The organism is Vulcanimicrobium alpinum, assembly GCF_027923555.1.
Taxonomy (GTDB): domain Bacteria; phylum Vulcanimicrobiota; class Vulcanimicrobiia; order Vulcanimicrobiales; family Vulcanimicrobiaceae; genus Vulcanimicrobium; species Vulcanimicrobium alpinum.
In genome coordinates, this window is sequence record NZ_AP025523.1 from 555,100 (window position 1) to 580,786 (window position 25,687).

Annotated in this window: 33 protein-coding genes; 21 read left to right on the top strand and 12 right to left on the bottom strand. The window is 68.5% G+C overall.

Features of this window, described 5'->3' with window-relative positions; translation table 11 throughout:
• Nucleotides 1-3: 3 nt before the first annotated feature.
• The gene (locus tag WPS_RS02715; RefSeq protein ID WP_317996325.1) at nucleotides 4-264 is read right to left on the bottom strand and encodes an IS110 family transposase; all 261 of its coding nucleotides are present in this window, start codon (nucleotides 262-264) and stop codon (nucleotides 4-6) included.
• Nucleotides 265-507: 243 nt separating this feature from the next.
• Nucleotides 508-1,398: a DNA-processing protein DprA gene (gene dprA / locus WPS_RS02720; protein ID WP_317996326.1), complete on the bottom strand. Its 891-nt coding sequence runs from the start codon at nucleotides 1,396-1,398 to the stop codon at nucleotides 508-510.
• A gap of 134 nt (nucleotides 1,399-1,532) precedes the next feature.
• Here dprA and WPS_RS02725 point away from each other — a divergent pair, with 134 nt between their 5' ends.
• The 9 genes from WPS_RS02725 (at nucleotide 1,533) to WPS_RS02765 (ending at nucleotide 7,961) form a co-directional block, all read left to right on the top strand.
• Nucleotides 1,533-1,682 (top strand): DUF5679 domain-containing protein, encoded by a 150-nt coding sequence (locus tag WPS_RS02725; RefSeq protein ID WP_317996327.1) that lies wholly within the window; start codon nucleotides 1,533-1,535, stop codon nucleotides 1,680-1,682.
• An 80-nt stretch (nucleotides 1,683-1,762) separates the two neighbouring features.
• Nucleotides 1,763-2,209, top strand: a complete 447-nt coding sequence (gene nrdR, locus WPS_RS02730) for a transcriptional regulator NrdR (protein WP_317997482.1) — start codon at nucleotides 1,763-1,765, stop codon at nucleotides 2,207-2,209.
• Nucleotides 2,206-2,655, top strand: a complete 450-nt coding sequence (gene dut, locus WPS_RS02735) for a dUTP diphosphatase (protein ID WP_317996328.1) — start codon at nucleotides 2,206-2,208, stop codon at nucleotides 2,653-2,655. Before nrdR ends, dut begins: the two co-directional genes overlap by 4 nt.
• 25 nt (nucleotides 2,656-2,680) lie before the next feature.
• Nucleotides 2,681-3,688 (top strand): ketopantoate reductase family protein, encoded by a 1,008-nt coding sequence (locus tag WPS_RS02740; RefSeq protein ID WP_317996329.1) that lies wholly within the window; start codon nucleotides 2,681-2,683, stop codon nucleotides 3,686-3,688.
• A gap of 19 nt (nucleotides 3,689-3,707) precedes the next feature.
• A complete protein-coding gene (hemQ, locus tag WPS_RS02745) occupies nucleotides 3,708-4,577 on the top strand; it encodes a hydrogen peroxide-dependent heme synthase (protein WP_317996330.1) in 870 nt (289 codons plus the stop codon).
• Complete coding sequence (locus WPS_RS02750) at nucleotides 4,574-5,005, top strand: VOC family protein (RefSeq protein WP_317996331.1); 432 nt, start codon at nucleotides 4,574-4,576, stop codon at nucleotides 5,003-5,005. The genes hemQ and WPS_RS02750 overlap by 4 nt, the downstream gene beginning before the upstream one ends.
• On the top strand, nucleotides 5,002-5,472 hold the full coding sequence (locus WPS_RS02755) for an HNH endonuclease (RefSeq protein ID WP_317996332.1): 471 nt from the start codon (nucleotides 5,002-5,004) through the stop codon (nucleotides 5,470-5,472). The genes WPS_RS02750 and WPS_RS02755 overlap by 4 nt, the downstream gene beginning before the upstream one ends.
• 17 nt (nucleotides 5,473-5,489) lie before the next feature.
• Nucleotides 5,490-6,914 carry an NAD-dependent succinate-semialdehyde dehydrogenase gene (locus tag WPS_RS02760; RefSeq protein WP_405054921.1) on the top strand — a complete coding sequence of 475 codons (1,425 nt, stop codon included), beginning with the start codon at nucleotides 5,490-5,492 and terminating at the stop codon, nucleotides 6,912-6,914.
• Nucleotides 6,915-7,079: 165 nt separating this feature from the next.
• Nucleotides 7,080-7,961 (top strand): LamG-like jellyroll fold domain-containing protein, encoded by an 882-nt coding sequence (locus tag WPS_RS02765; RefSeq protein ID WP_317996334.1) that lies wholly within the window; start codon nucleotides 7,080-7,082, stop codon nucleotides 7,959-7,961.
• Here the strand turns inward: WPS_RS02765 and WPS_RS02770 are convergent.
• Nucleotides 7,949-8,425, bottom strand: a complete 477-nt coding sequence (locus WPS_RS02770; protein WP_317996335.1) for a cupin domain-containing protein — start codon at nucleotides 8,423-8,425, stop codon at nucleotides 7,949-7,951. The two genes, WPS_RS02765 and WPS_RS02770, sit on opposite strands and share 13 nt — an antisense overlap.
• An 82-nt stretch (nucleotides 8,426-8,507) precedes the next feature.
• Between WPS_RS02770 and WPS_RS02775 the strand changes: the two genes are divergently transcribed.
• On the top strand, nucleotides 8,508-9,521 hold the full coding sequence (locus WPS_RS02775) for an MBL fold metallo-hydrolase (RefSeq protein ID WP_317996336.1): 1,014 nt from the start codon (nucleotides 8,508-8,510) through the stop codon (nucleotides 9,519-9,521).
• A gap of 272 nt (nucleotides 9,522-9,793) precedes the next feature.
• Nucleotides 9,794-9,940: a hypothetical protein gene (locus tag WPS_RS02780; RefSeq protein WP_317996337.1), complete on the top strand. Its 147-nt coding sequence runs from the start codon at nucleotides 9,794-9,796 to the stop codon at nucleotides 9,938-9,940.
• 1,142 nt (nucleotides 9,941-11,082) lie between these two features.
• Here the strand turns inward: WPS_RS02780 and WPS_RS02785 are convergent.
• The 3 genes from WPS_RS02785 to WPS_RS02795 are packed head-to-tail and all read right to left on the bottom strand — an operon-like array spanning nucleotide 11,083 to nucleotide 14,020.
• The gene (locus tag WPS_RS02785; RefSeq protein WP_317996338.1) at nucleotides 11,083-12,267 is read right to left on the bottom strand and encodes an acetyl-CoA C-acyltransferase family protein; all 1,185 of its coding nucleotides are present in this window, start codon (nucleotides 12,265-12,267) and stop codon (nucleotides 11,083-11,085) included.
• 11 nt (nucleotides 12,268-12,278) lie between these two features.
• Complete coding sequence (locus tag WPS_RS02790; RefSeq protein ID WP_317996339.1) at nucleotides 12,279-12,773, bottom strand: aromatic-ring-hydroxylating dioxygenase subunit beta; 495 nt, start codon at nucleotides 12,771-12,773, stop codon at nucleotides 12,279-12,281.
• Nucleotides 12,770-14,020, bottom strand: a complete 1,251-nt coding sequence (locus tag WPS_RS02795) for an aromatic ring-hydroxylating dioxygenase subunit alpha (RefSeq protein ID WP_317996340.1) — start codon at nucleotides 14,018-14,020, stop codon at nucleotides 12,770-12,772. The genes WPS_RS02790 and WPS_RS02795 overlap by 4 nt, the downstream gene beginning before the upstream one ends.
• 198 nt (nucleotides 14,021-14,218) lie before the next feature.
• Here WPS_RS02795 and WPS_RS02800 point away from each other — a divergent pair, with 198 nt between their 5' ends.
• The 7 genes from WPS_RS02800 (at nucleotide 14,219) to WPS_RS02830 (ending at nucleotide 18,713) form a co-directional block, all read left to right on the top strand.
• The gene (locus tag WPS_RS02800) at nucleotides 14,219-15,097 is read left to right on the top strand and encodes a TraB/GumN family protein (protein ID WP_317996341.1); all 879 of its coding nucleotides are present in this window, start codon (nucleotides 14,219-14,221) and stop codon (nucleotides 15,095-15,097) included.
• Nucleotides 15,098-15,099: 2 nt separating this feature from the next.
• Nucleotides 15,100-15,306: a helix-turn-helix transcriptional regulator gene (locus tag WPS_RS02805; RefSeq protein WP_317996342.1), complete on the top strand. Its 207-nt coding sequence runs from the start codon at nucleotides 15,100-15,102 to the stop codon at nucleotides 15,304-15,306.
• Nucleotides 15,303-15,521 carry a hypothetical protein gene (locus tag WPS_RS02810; RefSeq protein WP_317996343.1) on the top strand — a complete coding sequence of 73 codons (219 nt, stop codon included), beginning with the start codon at nucleotides 15,303-15,305 and terminating at the stop codon, nucleotides 15,519-15,521. The genes WPS_RS02805 and WPS_RS02810 overlap by 4 nt, the downstream gene beginning before the upstream one ends.
• Before the next feature lie 54 nt (nucleotides 15,522-15,575).
• Complete coding sequence (locus WPS_RS02815; RefSeq protein WP_317996344.1) at nucleotides 15,576-15,887, top strand: hypothetical protein; 312 nt, start codon at nucleotides 15,576-15,578, stop codon at nucleotides 15,885-15,887.
• A 41-nt stretch (nucleotides 15,888-15,928) separates the two neighbouring features.
• Complete coding sequence (locus tag WPS_RS02820; RefSeq protein ID WP_317996345.1) at nucleotides 15,929-17,293, top strand: L-serine ammonia-lyase; 1,365 nt, start codon at nucleotides 15,929-15,931, stop codon at nucleotides 17,291-17,293.
• Between the two features lie 38 nt (nucleotides 17,294-17,331).
• Nucleotides 17,332-17,532: a DUF1059 domain-containing protein gene (locus WPS_RS02825; protein ID WP_317996346.1), complete on the top strand. Its 201-nt coding sequence runs from the start codon at nucleotides 17,332-17,334 to the stop codon at nucleotides 17,530-17,532.
• A 98-nt stretch (nucleotides 17,533-17,630) separates the two neighbouring features.
• Nucleotides 17,631-18,713, top strand: coding sequence for an IS5 family transposase (locus tag WPS_RS02830; RefSeq protein ID WP_317994189.1), 1,083 nt, complete (start codon nucleotides 17,631-17,633; stop codon nucleotides 18,711-18,713).
• Between the two features lie 136 nt (nucleotides 18,714-18,849).
• Here the strand turns inward: WPS_RS02830 and WPS_RS02835 are convergent, their stop codons facing one another.
• Both WPS_RS02835 and WPS_RS02840 read right to left on the bottom strand, forming a co-directional pair.
• Nucleotides 18,850-19,158 (bottom strand): STAS domain-containing protein, encoded by a 309-nt coding sequence (locus tag WPS_RS02835; RefSeq protein ID WP_317996347.1) that lies wholly within the window; start codon nucleotides 19,156-19,158, stop codon nucleotides 18,850-18,852.
• A gap of 67 nt (nucleotides 19,159-19,225) precedes the next feature.
• Entirely contained in the window at nucleotides 19,226-21,832 is a 2,607-nt protein-coding gene (locus WPS_RS02840; protein ID WP_317996348.1) for an MASE4 domain-containing protein, read from the bottom strand.
• Between the two features lie 33 nt (nucleotides 21,833-21,865).
• Here WPS_RS02840 and WPS_RS02845 point away from each other — a divergent pair, with 33 nt between their 5' ends.
• Together WPS_RS02845 and WPS_RS02850 are read left to right on the top strand one after the other, a co-directional pair.
• The gene (locus WPS_RS02845; protein WP_317996349.1) at nucleotides 21,866-22,555 is read left to right on the top strand and encodes a class I SAM-dependent methyltransferase; all 690 of its coding nucleotides are present in this window, start codon (nucleotides 21,866-21,868) and stop codon (nucleotides 22,553-22,555) included.
• A gap of 48 nt (nucleotides 22,556-22,603) precedes the next feature.
• Nucleotides 22,604-23,443 (top strand): DUF6920 family protein, encoded by an 840-nt coding sequence (locus WPS_RS02850; RefSeq protein WP_317996350.1) that lies wholly within the window; start codon nucleotides 22,604-22,606, stop codon nucleotides 23,441-23,443.
• On the opposite strand, the gene WPS_RS02855 is transcribed toward WPS_RS02850, so the two are convergent.
• From WPS_RS02855 to WPS_RS02870, 4 genes are all read right to left on the bottom strand, one after another.
• Nucleotides 23,412-23,906, bottom strand: coding sequence for a hypothetical protein (locus tag WPS_RS02855; RefSeq protein ID WP_317996351.1), 495 nt, complete (start codon nucleotides 23,904-23,906; stop codon nucleotides 23,412-23,414). The two genes, WPS_RS02850 and WPS_RS02855, sit on opposite strands and share 32 nt — an antisense overlap.
• Nucleotides 23,906-24,082 (bottom strand): hypothetical protein, encoded by a 177-nt coding sequence (locus tag WPS_RS02860; protein ID WP_317996352.1) that lies wholly within the window; start codon nucleotides 24,080-24,082, stop codon nucleotides 23,906-23,908. The genes WPS_RS02855 and WPS_RS02860 overlap by 1 nt, the downstream gene beginning before the upstream one ends.
• Before the next feature lie 130 nt (nucleotides 24,083-24,212).
• The gene (locus tag WPS_RS02865; RefSeq protein WP_317996353.1) at nucleotides 24,213-24,389 is read right to left on the bottom strand and encodes a hypothetical protein; all 177 of its coding nucleotides are present in this window, start codon (nucleotides 24,387-24,389) and stop codon (nucleotides 24,213-24,215) included.
• Between the two features lie 54 nt (nucleotides 24,390-24,443).
• The gene (locus WPS_RS02870; protein ID WP_317996354.1) at nucleotides 24,444-24,866 is read right to left on the bottom strand and encodes a hypothetical protein; all 423 of its coding nucleotides are present in this window, start codon (nucleotides 24,864-24,866) and stop codon (nucleotides 24,444-24,446) included.
• Here WPS_RS02870 and WPS_RS02875 point away from each other — a divergent pair.
• Nucleotides 24,865-25,647, top strand: coding sequence for a BON domain-containing protein (locus WPS_RS02875; protein WP_317996355.1), 783 nt, complete (start codon nucleotides 24,865-24,867; stop codon nucleotides 25,645-25,647). The two genes, WPS_RS02870 and WPS_RS02875, sit on opposite strands and share 2 nt — an antisense overlap.
• The last annotated feature ends 40 nt before the right edge of the window (nucleotides 25,648-25,687 follow it).

A 25,687-nucleotide genomic window follows, 5' to 3' on the forward strand; every position in this document is an offset into this window, starting at 1 on the left:
CTTCTACAAATATGCCGTACGCGTCGGGTTCACCACGCTCACCCGGATTTTCGCTTTGTGCAAGTTCGCCGCTAAGTTGCGCCAATACGGCCCGGTTGACTCCATGCACACATGAACCTCGTGGGCGCGATGCGTGCGCAACCAACTGCGAAGCTTTCTGAAGCCGGTTCGCGTGTTCTCAAAACTCGCCTCACTGCGCTTCTCGCCGCGTTGCAAGCAGCAGTGGAACGTGTCCTTAGAGATATCGACGCCCAACATGCTCATCGCAGGATTTCCCTCTAGGTTCCGGCGTAGCGATCATCTTACCAGGCTCATGCATACGGGCTCGTCGCAGACGGCCCACGATTCCGTTCGGCTGATCGCTTGGAGGTTGGTGCGAGCGCCAATCTGAGCTACGGGCTCTTGGGCCCAGGCGTGACGACGGCGCTCGACACCGCGTAGGGGGATGATTCGTTCGAGTCATCCCCCTACCCCATCATATGAGCGTGACGGGGCTCAGCGTGCATGTCAACGCCGTGTGCAGAGGGCGTAGCCGTCGCGGCCGCTGACGATGCGGCCGCTCAGTTCGAGCTCGGTGAGCAGCGCGAAGAGTTCTGCGGCAGGAATCGCGATGCGGTCGGCGAGCGTGCCGGCGTCGCTCGCGCCGTCTTCCAGGGCCGCGATCACGCGGCGCACGGGTTCGGGATCGGCGGGATCGGGACTCGCGCTGCGCGTTCGTTCGCGAGGCGGAGGCGCGAGCGGGAGCGGGAGCGACGCGAGGACGTCGGCGACGTCGCGCACGAGGGTCGCGCCGTCGCGGATGAGCGCATTGCAGCCGGCCGCCTTCGGGCGGTCGACGTCGCCGGGAAACGCGAGGACCGGCGTGCCGCGGTCGGCGGCGTGGCCGGCCGTGTTCAGCGCCCCGCTTCGCGCGGCGGCCTCGACCACGACCACGGCATCGGCGAGCGCCGCGATCACCGCGTTGCGCGCGAGGAACTGCCAGGGCTCCGGATGGTTCTCCGGCGGGAACGGCGAGACGACAGCGCCGCCGCCCGCCGCGATCCGCGTACCGAGCTCCCGGTGGCGCGGCGGGAAGAAGTGGTCGTGGCCGCCGCCGAGCACGCCGATCGTCGGTGCCCCGGCCGCCAGCGCGCCCTCGTGTGCGGCGCCGTCGATCCCCAGCGCCAGCCCCGAGACCACGCAGACGCCGGCCCGTGCGAGGGCGGCGGCGAGTTCCCGCGCGCGACGCCGTCCGTCATCCGACGGGGCCCGGGTGCCGACGATCGCGACGCACGGTGCGGCCAATCCGTCGAGCGATCCCGCGGCCCACAGGCCCGCCAGGGCGTCATCGCGCAGACGCTCCCCGCACAGCGCGTCGAGCTCTGCCCGGGGGACGTAGCGGCGTTTGAGATGGTCCACGCTGGTCGATCACGTCCGGCTGCCCTCCCGGCAAGGGTTCCGCCCTTCAAGGGATTCCCCGGCGCGCTCCGTAACGGGCCTCGGCGATACCGCCCCAGCAGGGCCGGTCGCGTCAAGGGAGAGACCGAGTAGCCATGGCAGCCGAAGCGTACTGCGTCAAGTGCAAGACCAAACGTGAGATCAAAGACGCGCAGCAGATCCAGATGAAAAACGGCCGTCCGGCGACGGAAGGCAAATGCCCGGTGTGCGGGACGAAGATGTTCAAGATCGGAGCCGCGTCCTAGCGGACGGGGCGCTCCGCGGGCTATACTGGAACGGCACCACAAGATATAGGGGTGCCGCCCTCTGAGAGGACCTACCGAGCCTGCTCTGCCCGCACTGCCGCAAGAACGAGACGCGCGTCGTCGACTCACGCGACGACGACAACTCCGTCCGCCGACGGCGCGAGTGTCTCGGCTGCAAGCATCGCTTCACCACCTACGAGCGGATGGAAGCGCCGCGCCTGTTCGTCGTCAAGAAAGACGGCCGTCGGGAACAGTACAACCGCGACAAGGTCCTCTCGGGCCTTCGCCGCGCGTGTGAGAAGAGGCCGGTCTCCGAAGCGCAGATGGAGGAGATCGTCGCCGGGATCGAGCGCGAGCTTTTCGCGCGCGGCGAGAACGAGGTGCCGGCCTCGCTCGTCGGCGAGAAACTGATGGAGGCGCTCAAGCGCGTCGACGCGATCGCGTACGTGCGCTTCGCGAGCGTCTATCGCGACTTCCGCGACGTCGCGAGCTTCCGCGCCGAACTGGAAGGCCTGCTCGCAAAGTGAGCGCCCCGGTCGTCGCCGTCGTGCGCCTCCCCGAGGGCGAGGGGCTCCCGTTGCCCGCGTACATGAGCGCCGGCGCCGCCGGTGCCGACGTCGTCGCCGCCGTGCGCGAGGACGTCGTGATCGCTCCGGGCGAACGCGCACTCATCCCCACCGGGCTGGCGTTCGAGGTCCCTGCAGGGTACGAGGTGCAGGTGCGGCCCCGCAGCGGCCTGGCCCTGAAAGCAGGCATCACGTGTCTGAACACGCCCGGCACCATCGACAGCGACTATCGCGGCCCCGTCGGCGTGCTGCTGATCAATCACGGCAGCGCGCCGTTCGTGGTGCGGCGCGGCGACCGCATCGCGCAGTTGATCGTCGCGCCGGTGGTGCAGGCGGCGTTCACCGAGACGGCCGCCCTCGCGTCGAGCATGCGCGGCGGCGGCGGCTTCGGCAGCACCGGCCGATGAACTGCATCCGGCTGAGCGCGTAGCGATGCACGTCTACGTGGTCGGAAAGGGCGCCGTCGGAACGTATCTGGGCGAACTGCTGCGCGGGATCGGCAACGACGTCACCTATGCGCCGCGCGCGCTCGAGGACATCGTCCCGGTCGACGCCGATCTCGCGGTCGTCGCGGTGAAGTCGTACGACACGCCGGGCGCCATCGCGACGCTGCAGCGTGCGCTGCGCGATCCCGGTGCGACGACGATCCTCACGGCGCAGAACGGGATCGGCAACGAAGAAGCACTCGCGGCCGCGTTCGGCGCCGACAACGTCGTCGCGGCGGCCCTGACCGTCCCGGTCGAGATCGACGCTGCCGGCAAGGGCGTCGCGGCGAAAGGCGGCGGGATCGCGTTCGCACCCGTCGGCACCGCGAGCCCCAACAACTGGCTGCTGGCCGCGTTCGGCGCGACCGGGCTGCCGACGACCGCCGTGCGCGATTATCGCTCGCTCAAATGGTCGAAGCTCGCGCTCAACCTCGTGGCGAACGCGACCTGCGCGATCCTCGACGTCCTCCCCGAGCGGCTGGTCCGCGAAGACGAGGTCTTCGCGCTCGAGATCCGCGCGATCCGCGAAGTGCGCCAGACGATGAAGGCGCTGGGGATCGCGCCGATCGATCTGCCGCGCTACCCGGTGCGCGCGCTGCTCGCGGTTGCGACGATGCCGACGCCGATGGCGCGCGCCGTCCTCGCCGGCCGGATCGCGACCGCCCGCGGTGAGAAGCCGCCCTCGCTGCTGCTCGACCTGCGCTCGGCCAAGCACCGCACCGAAGTGGACGTCCTCAACGGCGCGGTCGCGCGAGCGGCGCGCGACGCCGGGATCGAGGCGCCGGTGAACACCGCGATCGCGCGGATCCTCAACGACGTGACGCACATGCCGCAGCTCTGGGCGAAGTACCGCGAACGCCCCGCGGCGCTGGTCTCCGAGATCAAAGCTGAGAGTGGACGCGCGCCGTCGGCGGCGAATGAGATCGCCGCGGCCGCCGACCGGCGCCGCGCCTGACGAAAGACCGAGAACCAGCGTGAGACATCCGAACGTCCCCGAGTCGCTCGACGGCTGGGCGATCCTCCACCGCATGTTCCGCCTCGACCGGCGCCGCTGGGATGCGCTCGACGCACCGCGCCGGGACGCCGTCGAACGCGAAGCCGGTGCGCTGTTCGGCGCGCTCGCGCGCGACGCCGACGCCGATCTGGGGCTCGCGCAGCTCCTCGGCCACAAGGGCGACCTGATGCTCACCCACTACGCGCGCGCGTTCGACGCGCTCGGCGACGTGCAGGCGCAGGTCGACAAGCTCGCGCTGCGCGATTTCATCGAACCGCTGGAGTCCTACGTCTCGATCCTCGAACTCGGACTCTACGAGCACACGGCGAAGATCCACGCCGAGCTGCGCGACCGCGGACTCAAGGCGCACAGCGACGCGTGGAACGCCGCCTTCGACGAACTGCTCGCCGACGCGGAGCGCGAGCCGCGCAACGCGGGCCGGCTGTGGGCGCGCATCCCGCATCGCCGCTACGTCTGCTTCTATCCGATGAACAAGAAGCGCGACGGCGCCGACAACTGGTACAATACGCCGTACGACGAGCGCGCGAAGCTGATGCTCGAGCACGGCAAGATCGGGCGCTCGTTCCACGGCCACGTCACGCAGGTGATCTCGGGTTCGATCGGGTTCGACGATTGGGAATGGGGCGTCGATCTCTACGCCGACGACCCGCTCGTCTTCAAGAAGCTGGTATACACGATGCGCTTCGACGAGGCGTCGTCGCGCTTCGGCGAGTTCGGGCGTTTCTGGACCGGGATGCAGTTCTCGGTCGCGCAACTCGGCGTGTTTCTCGCCGGAACCGCGTCGCCGGCGCTGCTGGCCGAGGACGTCGCCGAACCCGCGCTGCGATGACGGCGTTCGGCGGTTTCGACCACGTTGACCTGCGCGTCCCGGTGCTGGGTGTCGTCGAACGTTTCTACGACGTGTTCTTCACGCGGCTCGGGCTGACGCGCAAGTCGTATTCGTGGGTCGAGTTCGGCGGCTCGTCGTGGAGCGACGCCACGCCCGAACGCTACAATGCGGTCGAATATTACGAAGAAAACGTCAGCGGCCGGCCCGCGCACTTCATCGGGATCATCGAGGAAGGGACGGCCCAGCCGGCCCGCGGCCGCATCGCGTTCGCCGTCGACGCCGATACGCTCGAGGAGTGGCACGGCGTGCTGCACGAACTCGGCGCGCGCGAGATCGAGCGCAGCGACGACGACAGTTACCCGGCGCTGTTCTTCACCGACCCGGTCGGAACGCGCTTGGAGATCTGCGCGCGCCGCTCGCGCCCGTGAAGCCGCCGCACGCCGAACGCAAACGCGATCTGCTGCTCGCGGTCTGTTCGCTCGCGCCGCCGGCCGCCGACGGCGCGTGCGCGTGGTGCGCCGAGCCGCTGCCGCCACGGCGCCGGATATGGTGCAGCGACCGCTGCGGCGACGCGTTCTGGGCGAATCACTGGTGGTCGGTCGCGCGCAGCGCCGCCAAGCGGCGCGACCGCTATCGCTGCCGGCGCTGCGGAACGCGCGCGCCGAAGCGCCCGTCGCGCGCCGCGTTCCGCACCGAGCCGGCGTACAAGACCGCGATGCGCGCGTATCGCGCCGCGCGGCGCACGGAGCGGCTCGAAGTGAACCATATCGATCCGGCGCTCGGGCGGCACGGTCAGCTCTCGTGCGTGCACCACCTCGACAACCTGGAGACGCTGTGCCCGGCGTGTCACAAGGTCCACACCTCGGCGCTGCGGACCGAACGCGCGAGCGCGTGATTGGGAATAGGAAGCGTATGAGCACGACTGCTGCGCCGTCCGCGTCGATCGAGACGCGAAATCCCGCCACGGGGGCGGTGCTGAAGCGCTACGACGCGCACGATTCGGCGACGGTCGACCGCCTGCTGGAGCGGGCGGCGAGCGAGGCCGCGCGCTGGCGCGAGCGATCGTTCGCGGGACGCGCGCAGCTGATGGGCGCCGCGGCCGCGACGCTGAGGGCGCGCAAAGCGGAGCTCGCGCTCTTGGCGACCGCCGAGATGGGCAAGCCGGTGGCCGAGGCGGAGGCCGAGGTCGAGAAGTGCGCGCTCGCGTGCGACTGGTTTGCGGAGAACGCGGAGCGGCTGCTGCGGGCGATCGAGATCCCGTCGAGTGCGACGCGCAGTTACGCGGCGTTCCGGCCGCTGGGCGTGCTGCTCGCAATCATGCCGTGGAATTTTCCGTACTGGCAGGCGTTCCGTGCCGCGGCGCCCGCGATGATGGCGGGCAACGTCGTCGTGCTCAAGCACGCGGCGAACGTGACCGGCTGCGCGCTCGCGATCGAGGAGATCTTCCGCAGCAGCGGATTTCCGGAGGGCGCGTTCACCACGCTGCTCGTCGGCAGCAAGGCGATGGAGCCCATCGTGCTGCACGACCGCGTCGCCGCAGTGACGCTGACCGGCAGCGAAGCGGCGGGATCGTCGGTGGGCGCGCTCGCCGGGAAAGCAATCAAGAAAACGGTGATGGAGCTCGGCGGCTCCGATTACTTCATCGTCCTCGCCGATGCGGATTTGGAACGCGCGGCGGAGATCGGCGTAAAGGCGCGCTTCCAGAACTCGGGTCAGAGCTGCATCGCCGCGAAGCGATTCATCATCGAGGATGCGGTGTACGACCGCTACGTCGCGCTCTTCGTCGAGAAGACGCGCGAGCTCGCAGTCGGCGATCCGACGCAGCGCGAGACGCGCATCGGGCCGATGGCGCGACACGACCTGCGCGATGATCTTGCCGCGCAGGTGCGCGACACGGTTGCGGCCGGTGCGGCGCTGCTCGCCGGCGGCGAGCCGCTGCCGGGTCCCGGGGCTTTTTTTGCGCCGACGGTCGTCGGCAACGTGCGGCCCGGAATGCGGATGGCCGAGGAGGAGACGTTCGGGCCGGCCGCCGCGATGTTCCGGGTTCGCAACGCCGACGAAGCCGTTGCGCTCGCGAACGAATCGCGCTACGGGCTGGGCGGCAACCTGTGGACCCGCGACATCGCGCTCGCGGAACGGCTGGCCGCGCGCCTCGAATCGGGGAACGTGTTCGTCAACGGGATGACGGCGTCCGACCCGCGTCTGCCGTTCGGCGGCGTGAAGAAGAGCGGGATCGGCCGCGAACTCTCGGAGTTCGGGATTCGCGAGTTCGTGAACGTGCAGACCGTGTGGATCGGGCCTGAGTCCGGCGGCGGCGCGGGACGGCCGGCGGAGTAACCCGGCTCGCGCAACACCTAAGTCCTGGCCCGCGGAACCCTTCGGCCCCGTGCGCGCGTCGTCGCGAAGCGTACAATCGTGGCCCTACGGGTGTGCCTACACACGCAGTGCTCCGCCGCGAGAACCCGAGCCATTCAGCACACGAAGATCGGCTGCATCGCCGTTATGGGAATGCTCTGGTCCTGCGCGCTCCCGGCGCAGGCCGCGGAGCGCTATCGCGATGCGGTGCTCGCCGACCATCCGATCGCCTATTTCCGGCTCGACGAGCGGTCCGGAGCGATCGCGCACGACTCCTCGGGGCACCACTTCGACGGCGTCATCGGCGCACGTGTGTCGCGCGGCCGTCCGGGCGTGATCCCCGACGCGGCGTCGTCGCTCGGGTTCAACGGCGGCGACCGCTCGACCAAGGACGACGTCGTGCGGGTGCGGGGCAACGCGATGTTCGAGCGCGCGCAACAGCTCACCATCGAGGCCTGGGTCGTCCCCGATACGACCAAGATCGTCGGGAACAACTCGGGCGACGTGACGCTCGCCGCCTACGGCAACGACGACGCGCCCGACAAACTCCATTGCCGCTATGCCCTCGAGCTCGACGAGCACAGTCACGTGCTGTACTTCCCGCTCACCCTCGAAGGGAAGAAGACCGATCGCGTCCAGGTCACCGGGCCGCGCAGCCTCGCGACGTGGCTTCGACAGCCTTTCGAGCCGAGCACGCGAGAGACGCACATGCTCTACGCCGAACCCGGCACGGTCGCCAACCCGCCGCAGCCGCGCGTGCGCTACCATCTGGTCGGCACCTATAACGGTGAGACGATGCGTTTCTACGTCAACGGCCGGCTCAATCGTGAGATGCACGTCCGCGGACGCGTCGTCGGGTACGCTGCGCGCAACGGTTTTTCGATCGGCGGTGAATATGTCGACTTGAACCCCGTGTTTCGCGGCAGAATCGGCGAGGTGGCGGTGTACCCCAGCACGCTCTCCGAAGCGCGCGTGCGCGCACACTACCGGATCGGCATCGGCGAGGCGGCTGCCGATCAGCGCGTGTAGCGCGCGATCAGCGGCCCGTACTGCGGGTAGGCGGCGGTCAGCATCGAGCGCGTCGTGAGCTGGAAATCGGCGAATTCAAAGCCCGGCGCGACGTCGCACCCGACGAGCGCATAGCCGTCGGGCGCGTCGACGTGCGCGGCGAAATAGGTCGCGCCCGGGATCGTGGTCTGCAGCATCTCGGCGGCGCCGAGCCGCCTCGCTTCGTGGATGCCGCTCGGAGCGATCAACTCGACGGTGACGTCGTCGCCGCGGTAGAAGTGCCACGTCTCATCCGATTCCAGCCGGTGAAATGCCGAAAAGCGATCGGACGTGAGCAGAAAATAGATCGAGGTCGTGGCGCTGCGCACGGTGCCGCGTGCGGTCGTGACGCGGTCGGGACTGCGATAGGTCTCGCGATACCAGCCGCCCTCCGGATGGGGCTGTAGGCGGAATTCGTCGATCAGGCGATGCGCCTTGGGATGCATGCGGCGGCCTTCGCCGCGCGCTGTACGCGTGCTTTGCGGGCGGTAAGAGCGAATCACGACGCGGCGGCGAACCGCCCGCTCGATGACCGCCGCACCGCTCACCTCGACTCCCGCCGACGGCATCGTGCAGATCCGTCTTCCGATGCGCGGCAACCCGATGCGGTACGTGAACGGTTATTTGCTCGACGACGACGACGGCTGCACGCTCGTCGATTGCGGCTGGAAAACCGACGATGTGCTCGCCTCCCTCCATGCCGGACTCGCGGCGTGCGGACGGACGCTCGCCGACGTGCGCCGCCTCGCGATCACGCACATGCACTTCGATCACTACGGCCAGGCGGGGACGCTGCTGCGCGCGGGCGTTGGCGAGCTGCACATGCACCCGGCGGACTGGGACGCGGCCCTGCAGTATCTCACGGATCCGCTCGCGGCGGACGCCGCAGCCGATGCATGGATCGCACGCAACGGCCTGACGATCGTGCCGGAGGATGCGGACGACGACCCGCATCACCGCCGCTCCGAGCTCACCCGCCCGACGCATCTGACGGCCGACGGCGGCCGCATCGGGCGTTTGCGTGCGATGTGGACGCCCGGGCATTCGCCCGGTCACTTGTGTTTCGTCGACGAGCGTTCCGGGATGCTGCTGACCGGCGATCACGTCCTCGACCCGGTCACGCCGCACGTCGGAAACTGGTTCGGGCGGGGCGGCGACGCGATGGGTGACTACATCGCGTCGTTGCGGCGCGTCGCCGCCAGCGGGATCGCGCATGCGCTGCCCGCGCACGGTGAACGGTTCGATCACCTGCAGCGGCGCGTCGCCGAACTGCTCGCGCACGAAGCCGCCCGCGAAGCGGAGATCCTCGCCGCGCTCGCATTCGGCGCGCAAAGCGCGACCGACGTGGCGCGCGCACTCCGCTGGCGCCGCCGCGGCGACCCGTTTGACGCGCTGCCGCCGCCCCACCAGCAGTTCGCAGTCGCCGAGACGCTCGCACATCTCGAGCACCTGCGAGCGCGCGGCGTCGTCGAGCGGGACGACGCCGCGCACCCAGTACGCTACATCGAGAGCACGAACGCGCGCGCGTCCGAGGCGTCGTAACCCGAGAGCCGAGCCTCGCCGTTGATCGCCTTCGTCGCCACGTAGAGTTCCTCGAGGAAGCCCGCCCGCCGGGACCCGACTGTCCGGCGCAGCTGCCGAGCAGCACCGCGACCGTCGCGCTCTCCGAGTAGCCGGGGAGGCCGACGTCGCCGTTCTGTTCGAGCGAGACGATCTCGTTGGCGCCGCGCTTCACCGCGAAGGAGTACGTTGCGGAGTTGTGCGCTTGCGCGGCGCGATACGTCATCGTCACGGTATCGGTGAGGTTGACGTACTTGAGGATGCCGCAATCGGTGCTGGCACTGCCGCCCCCGAGCGTGATCGCATCGAGCGACGCGAAGCAGCGGCTGTTGTCGAACCGGATCGCATGCGGGCCGTCGTTCGGCGCCGCGACCGCGATCGACCCGAACGTCGCATTGTAGAAGCGCACCTCGATGGTGTGCACGCTGTCGAGGTATCCCGTCGTGTCGACACGGCTGCCCAGATCGGCGTTGTACCACAGCGCGAGCTCGGCCAGCGACCGGACCGGGTAGACGTTATGCAGCGGGCCGATGTTTTGCGCAGCGATCGTTACCGCGTCGTAGCGGCTGGTGATCGGATTCCATTTGTAGTCGCTCCACGAATCGCCGCGTGGGATCCCGTCGATGAGGATCTGATACCACGCGGCCCCGTCGATGGAGGCCAGATAATGATTGATCTTCACCGGGATCACGCTGCCGAACGGGACGTTCTGCACGCGATAGAAGTAGGTGAGATCGGGCCAGGTGTTCGCCAAGCCGGTCACCGCATCGATGCGGTCGAACGGCACGAAGCCGATCCCTTTGTAGAGAGGTCCCGTGAGCGGATCCAGACCCAATGCGATGTCGTCGATCTCGGCGTCGCACGTCACCAGCGCGCGATGCGCGGCGACCATCGCGAGGTCCGACGGCCGGAAGCCGATCCCCGGCGTGATGCGCGTGACGGTGTTTCCGGCCGAAAGGTCGACCACCGCGACGCGGTTGGCGAGGTCGCGTTCGCACAGCGCGAGACGCTCCCGTGCCGAGTCGAGCCACGTCATCATGAACGGTGCGGTGAAGCCGCCGGCGACGTCCGTCGCGGCACCGGTGCCGAGATCGACGTGACGCAGGCGTCCGCCGGACGCGGCTTGTTCGGTGACGTACGCGGATTGTTCGTCCGCCGAGAGCAGCAGGCCGATCGGATGATCGAGTCCGGACGCGATCGTCGCGAACGCGCCCGTGGCGGCGTCGATCCGGAGCAGTCTGCCGCCGTCGAATTCGACGACGTAGATGTGCGTGTGCTGCGAGTCGAATTGCATCTGGTGCGGTGCGTGCAGGCCCGCGGTGAGGACGGTCGCCACGCTGCGCGCCGCGTTGTTGAGGTTGACGCGCAGGACGTTGCCGGTGCGCTCGGTGACGAACGCGTGCTGGCCGTCGGGGCCGACAATGATGTCCTCGGGCTCGGGTTACATGACGAGGCGGGCGCGCTTCGAGCGCGCCGATGCATGTGCGCGGGCGCACTCCGCGCAGCATGTGTACGAGTGGCTCGGCGAGCGGCTTCTCGACCGCTACATGCGCTCGAAGATGCCCGCGATCCCTTGGCCGCCGCCGATGCACATCGTCACCAGTGCGTAGCGTCCGCCGGTGCGGTGCAGTTCGGCGATCGCTTTGATCGTGAGGATGCAGCCGGTCGCGCCGATCGGATGGCCCAGCGCGATCGCGCCGCCGTTCGGATTCACCTTCGCGGCGTCGAAGCCGAGTTCGCGCGACACCGCGCACGCCTGCGCGGCGAAGGCTTCGTTCGACTCGATCACGTCGATGTCGGCGACGCTGAGGCTCGCGCGCTCGAGCGCGCGCTTCACCGCCGGAACCGGTCCGATCCCCATGATCTTCGGGTCGACGCCGGCGTGCGCATACGCGATGAGCCGCGCGAGCGGCTTCTTTCCAGCGCGCTCCGCGGCGCCGGCTTCCATCATCACGACCGTCGCGGCCGCATCGTTGATCCCCGACGCGTTGCCCGCCGTCACGCTGCCGTCGGTTTTGAACGCTGGCCGCAATTTTGCCACCGCCTCGGGCGTCGTCTCGCCGCGGACGTGTTCGTCGGTGTCGAAGACGGTCGTCCCCTTGCGCGTCTTGAGTTCGACCGGCACGATCTGCTCGCGAAAGCGTCCTTCGGCGATCGCGTGCGCCGCGCGCCGCTGGCTCTCGACGGCGAACGCGTCCTGATCGTCGCGCGAGATTCCGAACTGCGCGGCGACGTTCTCGGCGGTGATTCCCATGTGCACCGAGTCGAACGGATCGGTCAGCGCGCCGACCATCATGTCCACCTGCTCGACCGGGCCCATCCGCGCGCCCCAGCGCTGCGTCGGGTCGCCGTAAAGGCCGCGGCTCATCGACTCGGCGCCGCCGGCTGCCGCGACCTCGGTGTCGCCGAGCAGGATCGACTGGGCCGCCGAGACGATCGCCTGCAGGCCGCTGCCGCACAAGCGGTTCACGGTGAGCGCAGGCGTCTCTTTGGGGATCCCCGCATCGATCGCGGCGACGCGCGAGAGGTACATGTCGCGCGGCTCGGTGTGAATCACGTTGCCGTAGACGACGTGCCCGACCTCGGCCGGCTCGATCCCCGCGCGCTTGACGGCTTCGGCGAGCGTCAGCGCTGCGAGCCGGGTCGGCGGCACGTCTTTTAAGCTTCCGCCGTAACTCCCGATCGCCGTCCGCGCTCCGCTCAAGACGACGACGCCGCGCTCTGCCATGATATCCTCCGCTAGATGGGGTAGATCAGCGAGTTCGGTATCGTTTCGCTGTCGAACACGCACACTTTCTCGCGGAAAAGCAATCTCCCACCGGCGCGCTCGACACGGTCGACGTAGCGGCCGGCGTTGTAGACCTCGGAGAGCGCGTTCGCCTTGGTCCGCACGATCACGTAGTTCGCGCGCACGTCGTACGCGTCGGCGCCGGCGCGCGCGATCAGAAACGATCCGATCGCGTGGCGCATGACGTACGGCTCGTGGAAGAGCGTCTGCGTCACGCCGTAGACGCGGTCGTGCAGCATCCCCTTGCTCTCGAAGCTCAGGATCGCCAGCGGCAGCCCGCGCTCGTAGTTCTCGCGCGCGACGATGCGGTAGACGCAGTCGTCGGTGAAGAACTCGGGCCAGTCCGCGTATCGCCCGTCGTCGAGCGCGTGCGCGTACGCGGCGTAGAGATCTTCGATCGCGAACCGTTCCTCGGCGCTCACGGCGCGCTCGCCGCCGGCGATCACAGGTCCATCACCTCGCGATAGTACGCGTACATCGAGCGGATGAGCGTCTCGGTGACGTTGTGAGCGGCGCCCCCGGTCCCCGCACCGTCGAGCTCGCAGATCGTCGCGGCGGCAGGATCCTGGCGGAAGCCGCGCTGCGAGAACTCGATCACTTCGCCGTCGTCGGCCGAGACGTACCCGCCCGGGCCGAACAGGTTCGCCTGGCGCAGACGCCGCTTCGTCATCGCGGCGTCGTCGTCGGCGAAGCCGAAATGCGTCCACACGAAGTCGAACTCACCGGGTCCGCGCGGTACGATGTGGCGGGTCGAGAGCGAGTTGACTTGCTGCTGCACGATCACGCTCGGAAAGAGCGTCAGCATCGTCACCGTCGGACCGTTCCACCACGGTTCGGTGACGATGTCCAGCACGCGCGCGTCGTGGAGCGTCATGTTCTCTTTGAAGCTCGTCACGCCGGCGGTGACGTCGGACTTGCCGCCTTCGTTGCGGCGCGAGACCATCGCGGCATGCCGGCCGCGCGCGTCGACGATCATCTCGGACTGCTGGTCTGCGCGCCACAGACCGAACGTGACGAACCACGTGTGCAGCAGCCCCGGATGATAAGGATCCTTGATGTTCTCCTGCATCAGCTTCCAGTTGCCGGGGATGCGCTGACGCGAGTATCCGAGCACGGTGAGCTCGCGACCGTCGAAGATGCGTTCGACGTACCGGCCGACCTCGGGGCCGACGAACGCGCGCAGGGCGGGAACGTCGTGGTCGAACGAGGCGAAGACGAGCCCGTTCCATTCCTCCACGCGCAGCTTCGTCAGGCCGTGATCGGCGAGCGCGAAATCGGCCGGCATCCCGCCGTTGACGCGCCCGTCGCGCGTGACGCCCTTGCGGAAGGGCAGTCCGATCAGATTGCCTTTAAGATCGTAGCTCCATTGGTGATACGGGCACACGAACGTCTTGCCGTTGCCGAAGTTCTTCTGGCAGAACTGCACGCCGCGGTGCGCGCAGTGATTCTCGACGACGTGGATCGCGCCGTCGCGGTCGCGCGTCATCAGCACCGAACGTTCCCCGACGAACGTTCGCTTGAAGTCGCCGGCGTTGGGGAGCTCCGCCGCCAGACCGACGTAGCACCAGTGGTCGCGGTAGAAGAGCCGATCGAGTTCCCGGCGATAGACGGCCTCGTCGGTGTACAGCGCGTAGGGGATCCGGCTGCATCCCGGTTCCCACTCGAGGTCGATGCGCAGTTCGGTTGCGATCATCCCTGGATCTCCTGGGATCGATTTCGCTATGTGAGATGCACTTCGTATCGCGTAGCGTTCACGCCTTGCCGAGCGCGCCATAGGATGTCAGGTTCACTTGACAAGGTCCCCGCTTCAATGTAAGGTATGCGTGTCATTATGTCCGGTACGCCTGACGGATTGTTGGGCGGTTCCGGAGCTTAGGAAGGAGCCAAGCCCATGCATCCGCTTCGACGTGTCGCGACGTTGGCGTGCGCGCTGTTCTTCGCCGCGGCCGGCGCGGCATCGGCCGACCCGGCGCTCTGGGTCGTCGAGTCGCCCCACGCAAAAGTGTACCTCTTCGGCACCGTCCACGTCCTCCGGCCGCAGCAATCGTGGCACACCGCGCCGCTCGATGCCGCCCTCGCGGAGAGCGCGGAACTCTGGCTCGAAGTGACCAACGCCGACGACCCGCAGGCGGCCGCGCCGATCGTGCGCAGCTTGGGAATCGACGCGGCGCACCCGCTCTCGACGAAGCTCTCGAAAACCGACCTGGCGCGCGTCGACAACGCCGCGAAGGCAATCGGCGCGCCGGCGGGCGAGGCGGCTTTCGAGCCGTTCCGGCCGTGGCTCGCGAGCCTCACATTCTCGGTCGTCCCGCTGCTGAAGGCCGGATACGATCCCAAGAGCGGCGTCGACATGCAGTTGAAGAGCGCGTTCCAGGCGCGCGGCAAACCGGTGCGCGGATTCGAGACGATCGATCAGCAGATGCACTTCTTCGCCGATCTTCCCGCCGATCAGGAGGTGGCGTTGCTCGATGCGACGCTCGATCGCGTCGATTCTGCGGCGACGGTCCTTGATTCACTCGTCGCGGCATGGTCGGCGGGCGACGTCGATCGCTTCGCGGCGCTCGAAAATGACGACATGTTTCGCTGCGCCCCCGGATTGTACGACCGGCTGGTCGTGCAGCGCAACGCGGCGTGGGCAAGGCAGCTCGACGCGCGGCTCCACGATCCCGGCATCAGCTTCGTCGCGGTGGGCGCGGCGCATCTCGCCGGCGCGGCGAGCGTGCAGTCCCGTTTGGCGGCGCTCGGCTATCGTGTGCGGCGCGTCCAGTAACGGTGGAGAATCGCCTGCGCGTGCTGCGCGCGGAGCGCAAGTGGAGCCAAGCCGATCTGGCCGAGCAGCTCGGCGTTTCGCGCCAAGCGGTCAACGCGATCGAAACCGGGCGGCACATCCCGACCTTGCCCTTGGCGTTCAAGATCGCGCGGCTCTTCGGGCAAACGATCGAAGCGATCTTTCAACCGCAGGAGCGTGATCTCACATGACCATTGATCGAACCGTACGCACTCCGCGGGTGCTGATCGTCGCGATGGCGGCGGGTGCGGCGGTGGGGTTCGCCGGAGCGTTCACGGGCGGACGCCTCGTCAAGTCGGGCGCGATTCACCTCGCCGGCTGGTCCGATGCGTTGGCGCTCGTCCTCGCGCTGTTCTTCATCGCGACCGGGCTGGCGTTCGCGATCGGTGGCCGCAGCAGAGCGTAAGCCGCGTATCTGCGCCAGCAGTGTGCGGTTTCGCTGCTCGCGGGCACGCTGCTCGTGCTGCCCGTCGTGACCACCGGCGACGACGTGGTGCGCCGTGCCGCGTACGCCGCGATCCTTGCCGGCTTCGCGCTCCAGTCGGCGCTCAACGTCGCGATCTGGCGGCGGTCCGACGAGTTCTTGCGCGCGGTGCTTGCCGAGGCGACCTTCGCCGTCTTTTGGATCGCGCAAGGTGCGCTGTTCCTCGTCGCCGCGGCGGCCAAGGTGGGGCTCGTTCCGATGCCTACGCTCTGGGACGGGGTGACAGTGCTGATGGCGATCTATGCCGTCACGTCGGTCGTCGTCGGCGTGCGCCGCGGGATGGGCTGACCTCCAGGAACGCGCGGCGCCGAAGGCGCAGGCGCCCTGCGATGGCGACGAGCGTCTTCGACTTGTTCAAGATCGGGTTGGGGCCGTCGAGTTCGCACACGGTCGGGCCGATGCGCGCGGCGGCGCGCTTCGCCGACAGCCTCCACGAACGCGGCGCCCTCGATCGCACGCGGCGCGTTCGCGTCGACCTCTTCGGTTCGCTCGCGCTCACCGGAAAGGGACACGGCACCGATCGGGCCGTGATGCTCGGCCTGGCCGGACGCCCGCCGGACGCGACGACACCCGAGGACGCCGAAGCGCTCGTCGCCGCCGCCGTGCGTGACGGCGCGCTCCCGCTCGGGGGCACGCACCGCATCGCGTTCGACCCGAACGTCGACATTGCGTTTCTCCGCGCGCAGTCGCTCCCGCGGCACCCCAACGCGCTGACGCTCTACGCGTTCGACGACGGCGGCGCCGAGTTGTCGAACGAGACGTACTTCTCGGTCGGCGGCGGCTTCGTCGAACGCGACGGCGATCCGCCGGCGGCGACCGGCGCGGCATCGCTCCCGTACCCGTTTGCCAGCGGCGCGGAACTGCTCGCGATCGGCGAGCGCGAAGGGCTCGCCATCTGGGAGATCGTGCGCGCGAACGAGACGGCGCTCGTTTCCGAACCGGAGTTGCGCGCGTACGTCGATCGCGTGTGGACGACGATGCGCGCGTGCGCGGAGCGCGGGCTCGTGACCGAAGGGATCTTGCCCGGCGGCCTGAACGTGCGGCGGCGCGCGCCGCGGCTGTACCGCAAGCTGCAGGTGGCCTTAGCCGGCGACGACGGCCTCGCACCGATCGACTACGTCAACACGATCGCGATGGCGGTGAACGAGGAGAACGCCGCCGGCGGCCGCGTCGTGACCGCGCCGACCAACGGTGCCGCGGGCGTGATCCCGGCCGTTCTGCACTACTACCTGCGTTACGTGCGCGGTGCCGGCGATGACGGCGTGCTGCGTTTCTTCCTGAGCGCCACCGCGATCGGCGGACTGTATCGTGAGAACGCGTCGATCTCCGGCGCGGAAGTCGGATGTCAGGGCGAGGTCGGCGTCGCGTGCTCGATGGCGGCTGGCGGACTCGTCGCCGCCCTCGGCGGCGCGAACCATCACGTCGAACACGCCGCCGAAATCGGGATGGAGCACAACTTGGGCATGACCTGCGACCCGATCGGCGGTCTCGTGCAGATCCCGTGCATCGAGCGCAACGCCATCGGCGCGGTGAAAGCGATCAACGCCGCCCGAATGGCGATGTGGGAAAACGATGGACACCGCGTCTCGCTGGATCGCGTCATCGAGGTGATGCTGCAGACGGGCCGAGACATGCAGACGAAATACAAGGAAACGTCGCTCGGCGGTCTCGCCGTCGGCGTGGTGGAGTGCTAGACTGAACATCCCCACGTCGCCTTCGAGGAGGATCCGTCATGGTCGCTCGCTACTCGATCGACTGCCGCGAATTTCCGAGCGAGAGCAATTGCTCGCTGACGATCGCTGGGACCGAAGACGAGGTGCTTCTCGTCGCGGTCGAGCACGCCGTTGCAAGTCACGGGCACGCGCGCTCGCCCGAATTGCGTGAGATGCTGCGCGGAGCGATGCACGAGGAGCACACCGCGGCCGCGACCTAACAGGCCAATGAAAAATCGGCCGAGTTGATGTTGGCGTGACGGCGTTTTTCGCGTATTATAAGAGCAAGTCTCCTCATACCTTGGTGAGGTTGCGGCCGATGCGGACTCATGATGAGCAGCGTGCATCCGTTTGGACGACGTTGCAGCCGGAAGACACCGTGCCCGGCGATCATCCGTTGCGCCCGATGCGCGTGATGGTCAACGAAATTCTGCGCGAACTCTCGCCGGAGTTTTCCAAGCTCTACTCCCGACGGGGCCGGCCATCGATCGCGCCGGAGAAGCTGCTGCGAGCCTTGCTGTTGCAAATGTTCTACTCGATCCGCAGCGAGCCGATGCTGCTGGAGCAGTTGCGTTACAATTTGCTCTTTCGTTGGTTCGTGGGCTTGAGCATGGACGACAAGATCTGGGACCCCTCGACGTTCAGCAAGAACCGCGATCGGTTCTTGAATGGCGAAATCTCCGAGCGGTTCTTCGCCGCTGTGGTCGAGCGGGCGCGTGCCGACGAACTGCTCTCGAACGAGCATTTCACCGTCGATGGGACGCTAATCGAGGCGTGGGCCAGCCACAAGAGCTTTCGGCCCAAGTCGGACGACGAACCGCCGACCTCGAGCGGCGGTCGCAACGAGGGCGTGAACTTTCGTGGCCGGCCGCGCAGCAACGAGACGCACGTCTCGAGTACCGATCCGGACGCGCGGTTGTACCGCAAGAGCAGCGGCGCGCCGGCGATTCTCGGCTATCTCGGACATGCTCTGATGGAGAATCGCAACGGCTTGATAGTCGGCGTGAAGACCACTCGCGCGACCGGGATCGCCGAACGCGAAGCAGCGCTGGAATTGATTCGCGGGGTCAGCGGAAGCAACCGAATCACGCTCGGTGCCGACAAGGCGTACGATACCAAAGACTTTGTCGAGGCGTTGCGAGCGCTCAACGTGACGCCGCACGTTGCTCAAAATACGACCCGTCGCCGCAGCGCGATCGACCGCCGAACCGTCCGCCATCCGGGCTACACGGTGAGTCAACGCAGGCGCAAGTTGATCGAGGAGAGCTTCGGGTGGGGCAAGACGATCGGCCGATTGCGCAAGGTGCATTTCCGCGGGCTTGATCTGGTCGGCGACATTGTGCGCTGGACGGCCGCGGCGTACAACTTGATCAGGATACGCAATCTGAGGGCCGCGACATGATGCGAAGTGATGCTGACCCGAGGGGCGTTTTCGAGATGAACCGCTCGGCAACGGGCTTCGAGAGGTCCGCCGACCTCCCGAAAACCGTGCTGAACGGGCAGTTCGCGAACCACGCGCCGATTTTTTCACGGGGCTGCTAACCGCGCAGCGACGCCTCGGCTTCGGCGCGATCGGTAAACACGTCGAGGCGTCGTCCGAGCCCCGCAAGGAGGAACATCTCCCGTACGGTGCCCTGCACCGGGATCAGCACGGCCAGCCCCGCGGCGTGCCGCCGGCGCAGCATGAGCAGTTCCGAGAGAAACGTCGAATCAACCCCGGTTGAGGCCGTCAAATCGACCAGGACGGGACGGTCCGCGGGGACGTCCACGAACGCCGTCCGGAAGTCCGGGTAACGGCTGATATCGAGAAAGCCGTCGAATGCGAGAAGATGCGGCAGGGCGTTCAACGGACCAACTCACGGGACATGGCGCCGTCCATACCCGCATTCCTCGTCTGTTACACCTCGCAGGTGCCTACGTGTGAGAAACGGCACTCACGCGCTGCGTCAGCCTGCGCGCGGTACGCTCGAGCATCTGACGCAGGGCGGCGAGTTGGACCGGTTTGGCGAGGTACTCGTCCATGCCGGCGGCGATGCAGCGCTCACGGTCGCCTTCGAGTGCATTCGCGGTGAGGGCGACGATCGTCGCCCGGGCGTCCGATCCGCGTTCCGCGGCGCGGATCGCTTTCGTCGCCGCGAAACCGTCGAGGACCGGCATCTCGCAATCCATCAGGATCAAATCGTAGGCACGGCGTGATGCGGCGTCGACGGCTTCGGCGCCGTCGCACGCGGCGTCGGCGCGATAGCCCAGTTTTTCGAGCTGCTGCAGCGCGAGCTTGCGGTTCACGGAATTGTCGTCGGCGACCAGGATGACGAGGTCGCCGCCGACGACCGCATCGGTCACCGAGCGCGGCTCGGGCGGCCGCGCGGCGCCGGTGCGTGCGGCGACTAGCGCGTCGAACAGCGCGGCAGTCTTGAGCGGCGTTCGCAAGTACCCCGCGAAGCCGGCGGCCGCCGCCTCTTCGGCTTCGCCCGGACGGTCGTGCATCGCCACCAGCACCGCGGGGCTCGCGTCGCCGTGCGAGCGCGCGCGCTGCAGCACATCCGTGAGATCGGCGCCCTTGTCGCTCGCGACGAGGATGACGTCCGGCGGCGCCGCGCGCGACGTGCGCGTCGCGATCGCACCCCACGCGAGCAGGTACTGCTCGAGCACACCGCGCGTCGTCGCGTCCGCCCCTTTGATGAGAACGCGCGCTCCGCGCAGCGGATTGCGATCGACGCCGTGTGCAGGCGGTGCCGCCTCGACGCGTTCGAGCGGGAGCGCGAACCAGAACGTGCTGCCGTGGCCGGGGACGCTCTCGTAGCCGAGGTCGCCGCCCATGAGGTCGACGAGGCGTTTGGCGATCGAGAGACCGAGGCCGGTGCCTCCGAAGCGGCGGGTCGTCCCCGCCTCGACTTGGCGGAACGGCGTGAACAGCTGCGCCGATCCCTCGGGCGTAATGCCGATCCCGGTGTCGGTGACGCTGAAACGCACGACGGCGCGCCGCGGCGTCTCGCTCGTTTCAACGACGGCCCGCACGACGACGGATCCCTCGCTCGTGAACTTGACGGCGTTGGAGAGAAAATTGAGAAGCACTTGGCGGACGCGGTGCGCGTCGCCCATCGCCCGCCGCGGAACGTCGGGCGCGACGTACGTCGCGAGCGTGACCCCTTTTTTGCGCGCCGACGCTGCCAGGATGTCCGCCGTGCTCTCGACGAGTTCGAGCGGTGAGAACGGCTCGCGTTCGATCTCCGTCGCGCCGGCTTCCAGCTTCGAAAAATCGAGGATGTCGTTGACGACCGAGAGCAGCGCCTCGGCCGAACCGCGAATCGTTTCGGCGTAGTCGCGCCCTTCGTTGTCGAGTTCCGTCTGGAGCAGCAGTTCGCTGGTCCCGACGACGGCGTTGATCGGCGTGCGGATCTCGTGGCTCATCGTCGCGAGAAAGCGCGATTTGACCGCCGCGGCCTCGATCGCTTCGTCGATCGCGCGCTGGCGTTCCGTCACGTCGCGCGCGATCAGCACGCCTTCGCCCCGGCCGATCTCCAGCGGAACGCCGGCGGCGCGCAGCACGTCGTCGGCGCGGCGCCCTTGTAGCTCGTCTCCGAACAACTCGAGCGCGGCGCGGTTCGCGCCGGTGATGCGCTCGTCGCCGTCGACGGTGAGCAGCGCGTCGCCGACGCCCTCGACGACGGCACGGAGGCGGCGTTCGCTCGAGCCCAGCGCCGAGACGAGCCGCGACGTTTCGAGCACCAGCGCGGTGAGCATCGCCGACGACGCCGCCAGCGCGCAGAAGCGCGCGACGTACCAGCCGAGACTGTAGCGCGCGCCGCCTGCTGCGCTGATCACGACGTCGATCAGCGTTGCCCAGCACGCGACCGTGAGCCAGAGCGGCGCGATCGTCGTGCGCGAGGGCAGCGTCACGAGAACGACGAGCGACGTCGCCAGCAGGACCGCGACCGCCGGAGCCGGGCCCCAGGCGAGGATCGCGTGAACGTGTCCGTCGGCCATGATCGCCGGAAGCCGCTCTCCCGCGCGGAACGTGACCGCCGCCGTCACCGCCACGAGTCCGGCGGTCGCGGCCGCCGCGGTGACGATCGTCCGCGTGCGCACTCGCCGCCGGCTGCGAGCGAGCAGCGCATAGCCCAGCGCGAAGAGCGGGAACCCCGCATGCGCGTCGACCCACAGCCACACCGCCGCCTGCGAACCCGCGCCGAACAGCGTGCCGTCGCCGAACGCGCCGGGGAACGCCAGCAGATGCGGTACCATGAGCAGTCCGGTGAAGAGATACGCGCAGCCCAGCACCGTGATGCCGGGAGAGCGGGTGTCGAAGGCGTCGCGCAGCAGGAGCAGCGCGGTGAGCAGATCGCTCAGCACGACGAACGTCACGAACGCCGGGAGAAATGCCGCGACGACGGGGAGCGGCGTGCGCGCGAACGGCAGCGCCGCCGCAGCGATCACGCCGAGCCCGGCCGCCAGCGCCAGCGCAAAGCGTTGCTGCGCTCGCGCGGCCGGGAAGGTTGCGAGACTGGGCGGGGTCGACATCCGACCATAACGGTCGGTCGAAACCCCGCCAAGGTGAAGCCCGACGGTGCCGGCGGAGCGAAGCGTGACGAGCGCGACGCTGGCGAGGCCGAACCCGGGCATGGTAGGTTCGTCTCGATGGCTCATTCGCACGGCGCGCACGCGCACGATCGTCACGGTGCTCGTCAGCCCGAGCGCTTCGATCCGGCGCGCGCTGCGGTGCTCGACGATCCCGAGCGGTTCACGTACGTCGCGCCCGATGCCCTGCTCGCGCTCCTCGATCCGCCGGCCGGCTCGACGCTGATCGATTTCGGCACCGGTACGGGGCTCTACGCGTTTGCGATCGCGCAACGGCGACCGGACCTCCGCGTGCTCGCCGTCGACGAACAGGATGCGATGCTCGGCATCGTGCGCGAGAAGCTCGCGGCGTCACCCGCCTCGCCGGTCACGGCGGTCGACGCCGCCGGGCTGCTGCACGCGCCCCAGCGCGCGCAGCGGATCCTCGCCTTGAACGTGCTGCACGAACTCGGCGACGACGCCCTGCGGGGGATGCTGAATCTTTTGGAACCCGGCGGCGTCGCCCTCGTGGTCGATTGGCGGCGCGATCCGAACCGCACGATCGGGCCGCCGAACGATCACGTCTACAGTGAAGGCGAAGCGCGCGAGCGGCTGCGGTCGTTCGCGCCGCACGTTACACCGGCTGGGGCGTTTGCGTATCACTATGCAATGCTCGTGACGCGCTGAGCGGCGCATGAGAGAGCATGCTGCGCTGCAGACACGCGTGGTGGCGCGGTGAACGCGCGGACGGCCGGCGCCGTGCTGGCGGCGAGTGTCGTCTCCGCGATCCTCGCGGGGAACCTTTCGTGGCGCGTGACGACGGCGCGTACGATTCGCCGCCTCGCGGCCGTTCCGGTCGAGGGTGAGGCGGCGATGCCGGCGGAACGCGCCGAAGCGCTCCCGGCGCCCGTTGCGCGCTACCTTTGCATCGCGTTGCCGCGCGACGCGCCGCGGATCGTGAGCGCGCACATGACGCAGACCGGAACGATGCGCGCGGCGCCCGAGGCGCGTTGGATGCCGTTCACCGCCGTCGAGGCGTTTACGGTGCGGCCGCCGGGGTTCGTCTGGGACGCGTCGGTGCGCGCGATGCCGTTCGTCCCGTTGCGGGTGCGCGACGGTTACGTCGCTGGGCGCGGCGCCTCGGAGGCGGCGCTCGCTGGGGCGATCCCGGTCTTCTCTCAGCCCGGCGGAGCGGAGATCGACGCCGCCGCGCTGCCGCGCTTTCTCGCCGAGGCGATCTGGTTTCCGACCTTCTTCGCGCCGGGCGGCGACGTCGCGTGGACGACGCTCGACGAACGCCGTGCGCGCGCGACGCTGACCGATCGCGGAACCACCGTCTCGCTCGACGCCGAGTTCGCTCCGAACGGAGAGCTCACCACGATCTCGGCGATGCGGTATCGCGATGTGAACGGGACGCCGGTGCTGACGCGCTGGATCGGGCGCTGCAGTGCGTACGCGCGCTTCGACGGGATGATGATCCCGGCCGACGTCGAGGTGTCGTGGGCGCCGCCCGAGGGCGCGTTCGCGGTGTGGCGCGGGCACCTCACTGCCGTGCGCTATCATTTCGCGGACTAGCCTTCGTGCCGGCGAATCGCGAGCTCGCTGCGTTGCACTTCGTCGAGGACGTCGGCGCGCAGGCGCTGCAGAAACGCCCGCAGGCTCGATTCGGCGGCATCGGCGAGCGCGGTGCCGTCGACCAGCGGCCGAAGGCGCCGAGCGGGACGCGATACTCGCCGTTGAGCTGGAGCGACGACTCCATCCGCCCGCCCGCGGCAGCGCGCACCTCGCCGGAGAACACCGGAAACCAGTCCTCGTGCCGTGCCGCCGCCATCGCGATCGGGATGGCGTCGGCGGTGCGCGACGACGGATCGACCAGCCAGAGCTTCACCGGGACGTTGAGCGTCGCGCCGGCGAAGCCGACGCGCGCGGCGAGCGCGAAGTCATCGCGCTGCGCGTATGCGCTGAGCACCGTCATCAGCCGCGGAGCGACCGCGGCCTGCGGTGCGGCGATCGTCGTCACAAGCGCGACCCCCGGCATCAGCGCGACCGCTTCTCGGCTTCGACGCGTTCGTAGCTGGTGCGCAGCTCGCGGCCGACGTCGTCGAGCAACGCGCTGAGCGTCGCATGCGCGATGCGCCGTCCGATGATCTCGTCGAAGACTTTTCCGGCGGCGCCGCCCGGCGGATCTAGCGGCCTTCGAGCTGGAGTTCGCACTCGCCGTAGTCTTCGCCGGCGCTCAGCGAGAGCGTCCCCGTGAAGCCGGTGTGGGGATGCCGCGCGCCGTGTGACCCGGGTCCCACCGCATCGCATACTTCGACGCGTAATTGACGCCGTGCGACAGGCGCTAGGTCTCCGCGACGACGACGCGCGCGAGTTCGCGTCCCTCGGACGAGGGCACGACGAGCGTCAGCTCGCAGCGTCCGTGCTGATGATCGCGCTCCAGGCCGAGCCGGCGCTCGAGCGCGCCCGCCGCCTCGGTGAAGGGGGCTTCGAGGTAGATTCGCTCACGTACCGTCGACATGCGATGCCTTTTCTTGCCGTGGGTGCTTCAGTATAGGCCCGCCCCGGCGAGAAGTCACGGCGTCGAGCCGTTCGCGAGGATCCGCTTGAGCTCGTCGAGGAGCTCGGCGGCGGTGCTCTGCGCCATGCGATGGCCGATCGCAGCGTCGAACGCGACGCCGGCGATCCCGAGCGGCGGCTGGTAGGTGCCGTCGATCTCGATGCGGCCATCCGATCGCATCTTCGGCGATGCTGAGCGTGCCGTGGAAATGGGGATACGGGCCGCCGTCCTTGGGCCCCACGAGACGTCCAGCAGCCGATAGCCGGGATAGCCGGGTTTCGGCTTGAGATGAAATTGCACGTCGCGTTCGAGTCGGAGGTCGCCGAGGCGCACGCGCATCGGGGGCGTGACGTCGTTGCCGCCGAAATGGGCGGAGAGCCGGTCCGGGACCTGGTCGAACGGGCACGCCACGGTGGTGAACTCGGTGATAGTGCTCATGGCACGCACGGTACGCGGCGCGGCGGAACAACGCATGAACACCTCTCGCCGGCCATGTGAACGCGAGCGAGCTCGAGCGTTCACGGACCGTTCTTGGGTCGAGCGTATCGTGACGGTGCGGAGGAATCCCATGCTCACGAAGATTACCGACCTCGATCTGCAGGAAAGCGTCGCCGAAGAACTCAGCTTCGATCCGAGCGTCGATGCGTCGCACATCGGCGTCGCCGCGAAAGACGGCGTCGTCACCCTCACCGGGCGCGTCTCGACGTACGCCGAGAAGATCGCCGCCGAGGAGGCCGCCAAACGCGTCGCGGGCGTCAAGAGACTGGCCTGCGAGCTGAGCGTCGATCTGCCCGCCTTCCACCAGCGCACCGACGCGGACATCATCGCGGCGGCGCTCAACGTGCTCTCCTGGGATGTCAGCATCCCCGAAGACGCCGTCAAGGTGCAGGCGGAGAACGGCTGGCTCACCCTCGACGGCGCCGTCGATTGGCCGTATCAAAAAGAACACGCCGAACATGCCGTGCGGCAATCTGGCCGCCGTGCGCGGTCTCACCGATCACATCGCCCTGCGGCCGCATCCGTCGGTCCCGGCGATCAAAGAGAAACTCCGGGAAGTGTTCCAGCGGCGCGCCGGGATGGACGCCGAGCATCTCTCGGTCGAGACGCACGATGCGAGCGTCACGCTGCGGGACGGTCCATTCGTGGGCTGAACGCGATGATGCGACGCGCGCGGCGCTCTCGGTTCCCGGCGTCACGCGCGTCCATCATCTTACCGTGATCGGATGAGCGATCGCGAGCGGCCGTTCCAGACGGTCAAC

What these genes read in the sequence shown, in the direction of transcription:
- WPS_RS02810 (WP_317996343.1), top strand. Translation starts at nt 15,303, where the DNA reads ATGACCATTGATCGAACCGTACGCACTCCGCGGGTGCTGATCGTCGCG.
- WPS_RS02760 (WP_405054921.1), top strand. Translation starts at nt 5,490, where the DNA reads ATGAGCACGACTGCTGCGCCGTCCGCGTCGATCGAGACGCGAAATCCC.
- WPS_RS02795 (WP_317996340.1), bottom strand. Translation starts at nt 14,020, where the DNA reads ATGATCGCAACCGAACTGCGCATCGACCTCGAGTGGGAACCGGGATGC.
- WPS_RS02715 (WP_317996325.1), bottom strand. Translation starts at nt 264, where the DNA reads ATGAGCATGTTGGGCGTCGATATCTCTAAGGACACGTTCCACTGCTGC.
- WPS_RS02770 (WP_317996335.1), bottom strand. Translation starts at nt 8,425, where the DNA reads ATGCATCCCAAGGCGCATCGCCTGATCGACGAATTCCGCCTACAGCCC.
- WPS_RS02750 (WP_317996331.1), top strand. Translation starts at nt 4,574, where the DNA reads ATGACGGCGTTCGGCGGTTTCGACCACGTTGACCTGCGCGTCCCGGTG.
- WPS_RS02800 (WP_317996341.1), top strand. Translation starts at nt 14,219, where the DNA reads ATGCATCCGCTTCGACGTGTCGCGACGTTGGCGTGCGCGCTGTTCTTC.
- WPS_RS02765 (WP_317996334.1), top strand. Translation starts at nt 7,080, where the DNA reads ATGGGAATGCTCTGGTCCTGCGCGCTCCCGGCGCAGGCCGCGGAGCGC.
- WPS_RS02785 (WP_317996338.1), bottom strand. Translation starts at nt 12,267, where the DNA reads ATGGCAGAGCGCGGCGTCGTCGTCTTGAGCGGAGCGCGGACGGCGATC.
- WPS_RS02855 (WP_317996351.1), bottom strand. Translation starts at nt 23,906, where the DNA reads ATGCCGGGGGTCGCGCTTGTGACGACGATCGCCGCACCGCAGGCCGCG.
- WPS_RS02820 (WP_317996345.1), top strand. Translation starts at nt 15,929, where the DNA reads ATGGCGACGAGCGTCTTCGACTTGTTCAAGATCGGGTTGGGGCCGTCG.
- WPS_RS02875 (WP_317996355.1), top strand. Translation starts at nt 24,865, where the DNA reads ATGGCACGCACGGTACGCGGCGCGGCGGAACAACGCATGAACACCTCT.
- WPS_RS02740 (WP_317996329.1), top strand. Translation starts at nt 2,681, where the DNA reads ATGCACGTCTACGTGGTCGGAAAGGGCGCCGTCGGAACGTATCTGGGC.
- WPS_RS02725 (WP_317996327.1), top strand. Translation starts at nt 1,533, where the DNA reads ATGGCAGCCGAAGCGTACTGCGTCAAGTGCAAGACCAAACGTGAGATC.
- WPS_RS02840 (WP_317996348.1), bottom strand. Translation starts at nt 21,832, where the DNA reads ATGTCGACCCCGCCCAGTCTCGCAACCTTCCCGGCCGCGCGAGCGCAG.
- WPS_RS02775 (WP_317996336.1), top strand. Translation starts at nt 8,508, where the DNA reads ATGACCGCCGCACCGCTCACCTCGACTCCCGCCGACGGCATCGTGCAG.
- WPS_RS02825 (WP_317996346.1), top strand. Translation starts at nt 17,332, where the DNA reads ATGGTCGCTCGCTACTCGATCGACTGCCGCGAATTTCCGAGCGAGAGC.
- WPS_RS02830 (WP_317994189.1), top strand. Translation starts at nt 17,631, where the DNA reads ATGCGGACTCATGATGAGCAGCGTGCATCCGTTTGGACGACGTTGCAG.
- WPS_RS02870 (WP_317996354.1), bottom strand. Translation starts at nt 24,866, where the DNA reads ATGAGCACTATCACCGAGTTCACCACCGTGGCGTGCCCGTTCGACCAG.
- WPS_RS02865 (WP_317996353.1), bottom strand. Translation starts at nt 24,389, where the DNA reads ATGTCGACGGTACGTGAGCGAATCTACCTCGAAGCCCCCTTCACCGAG.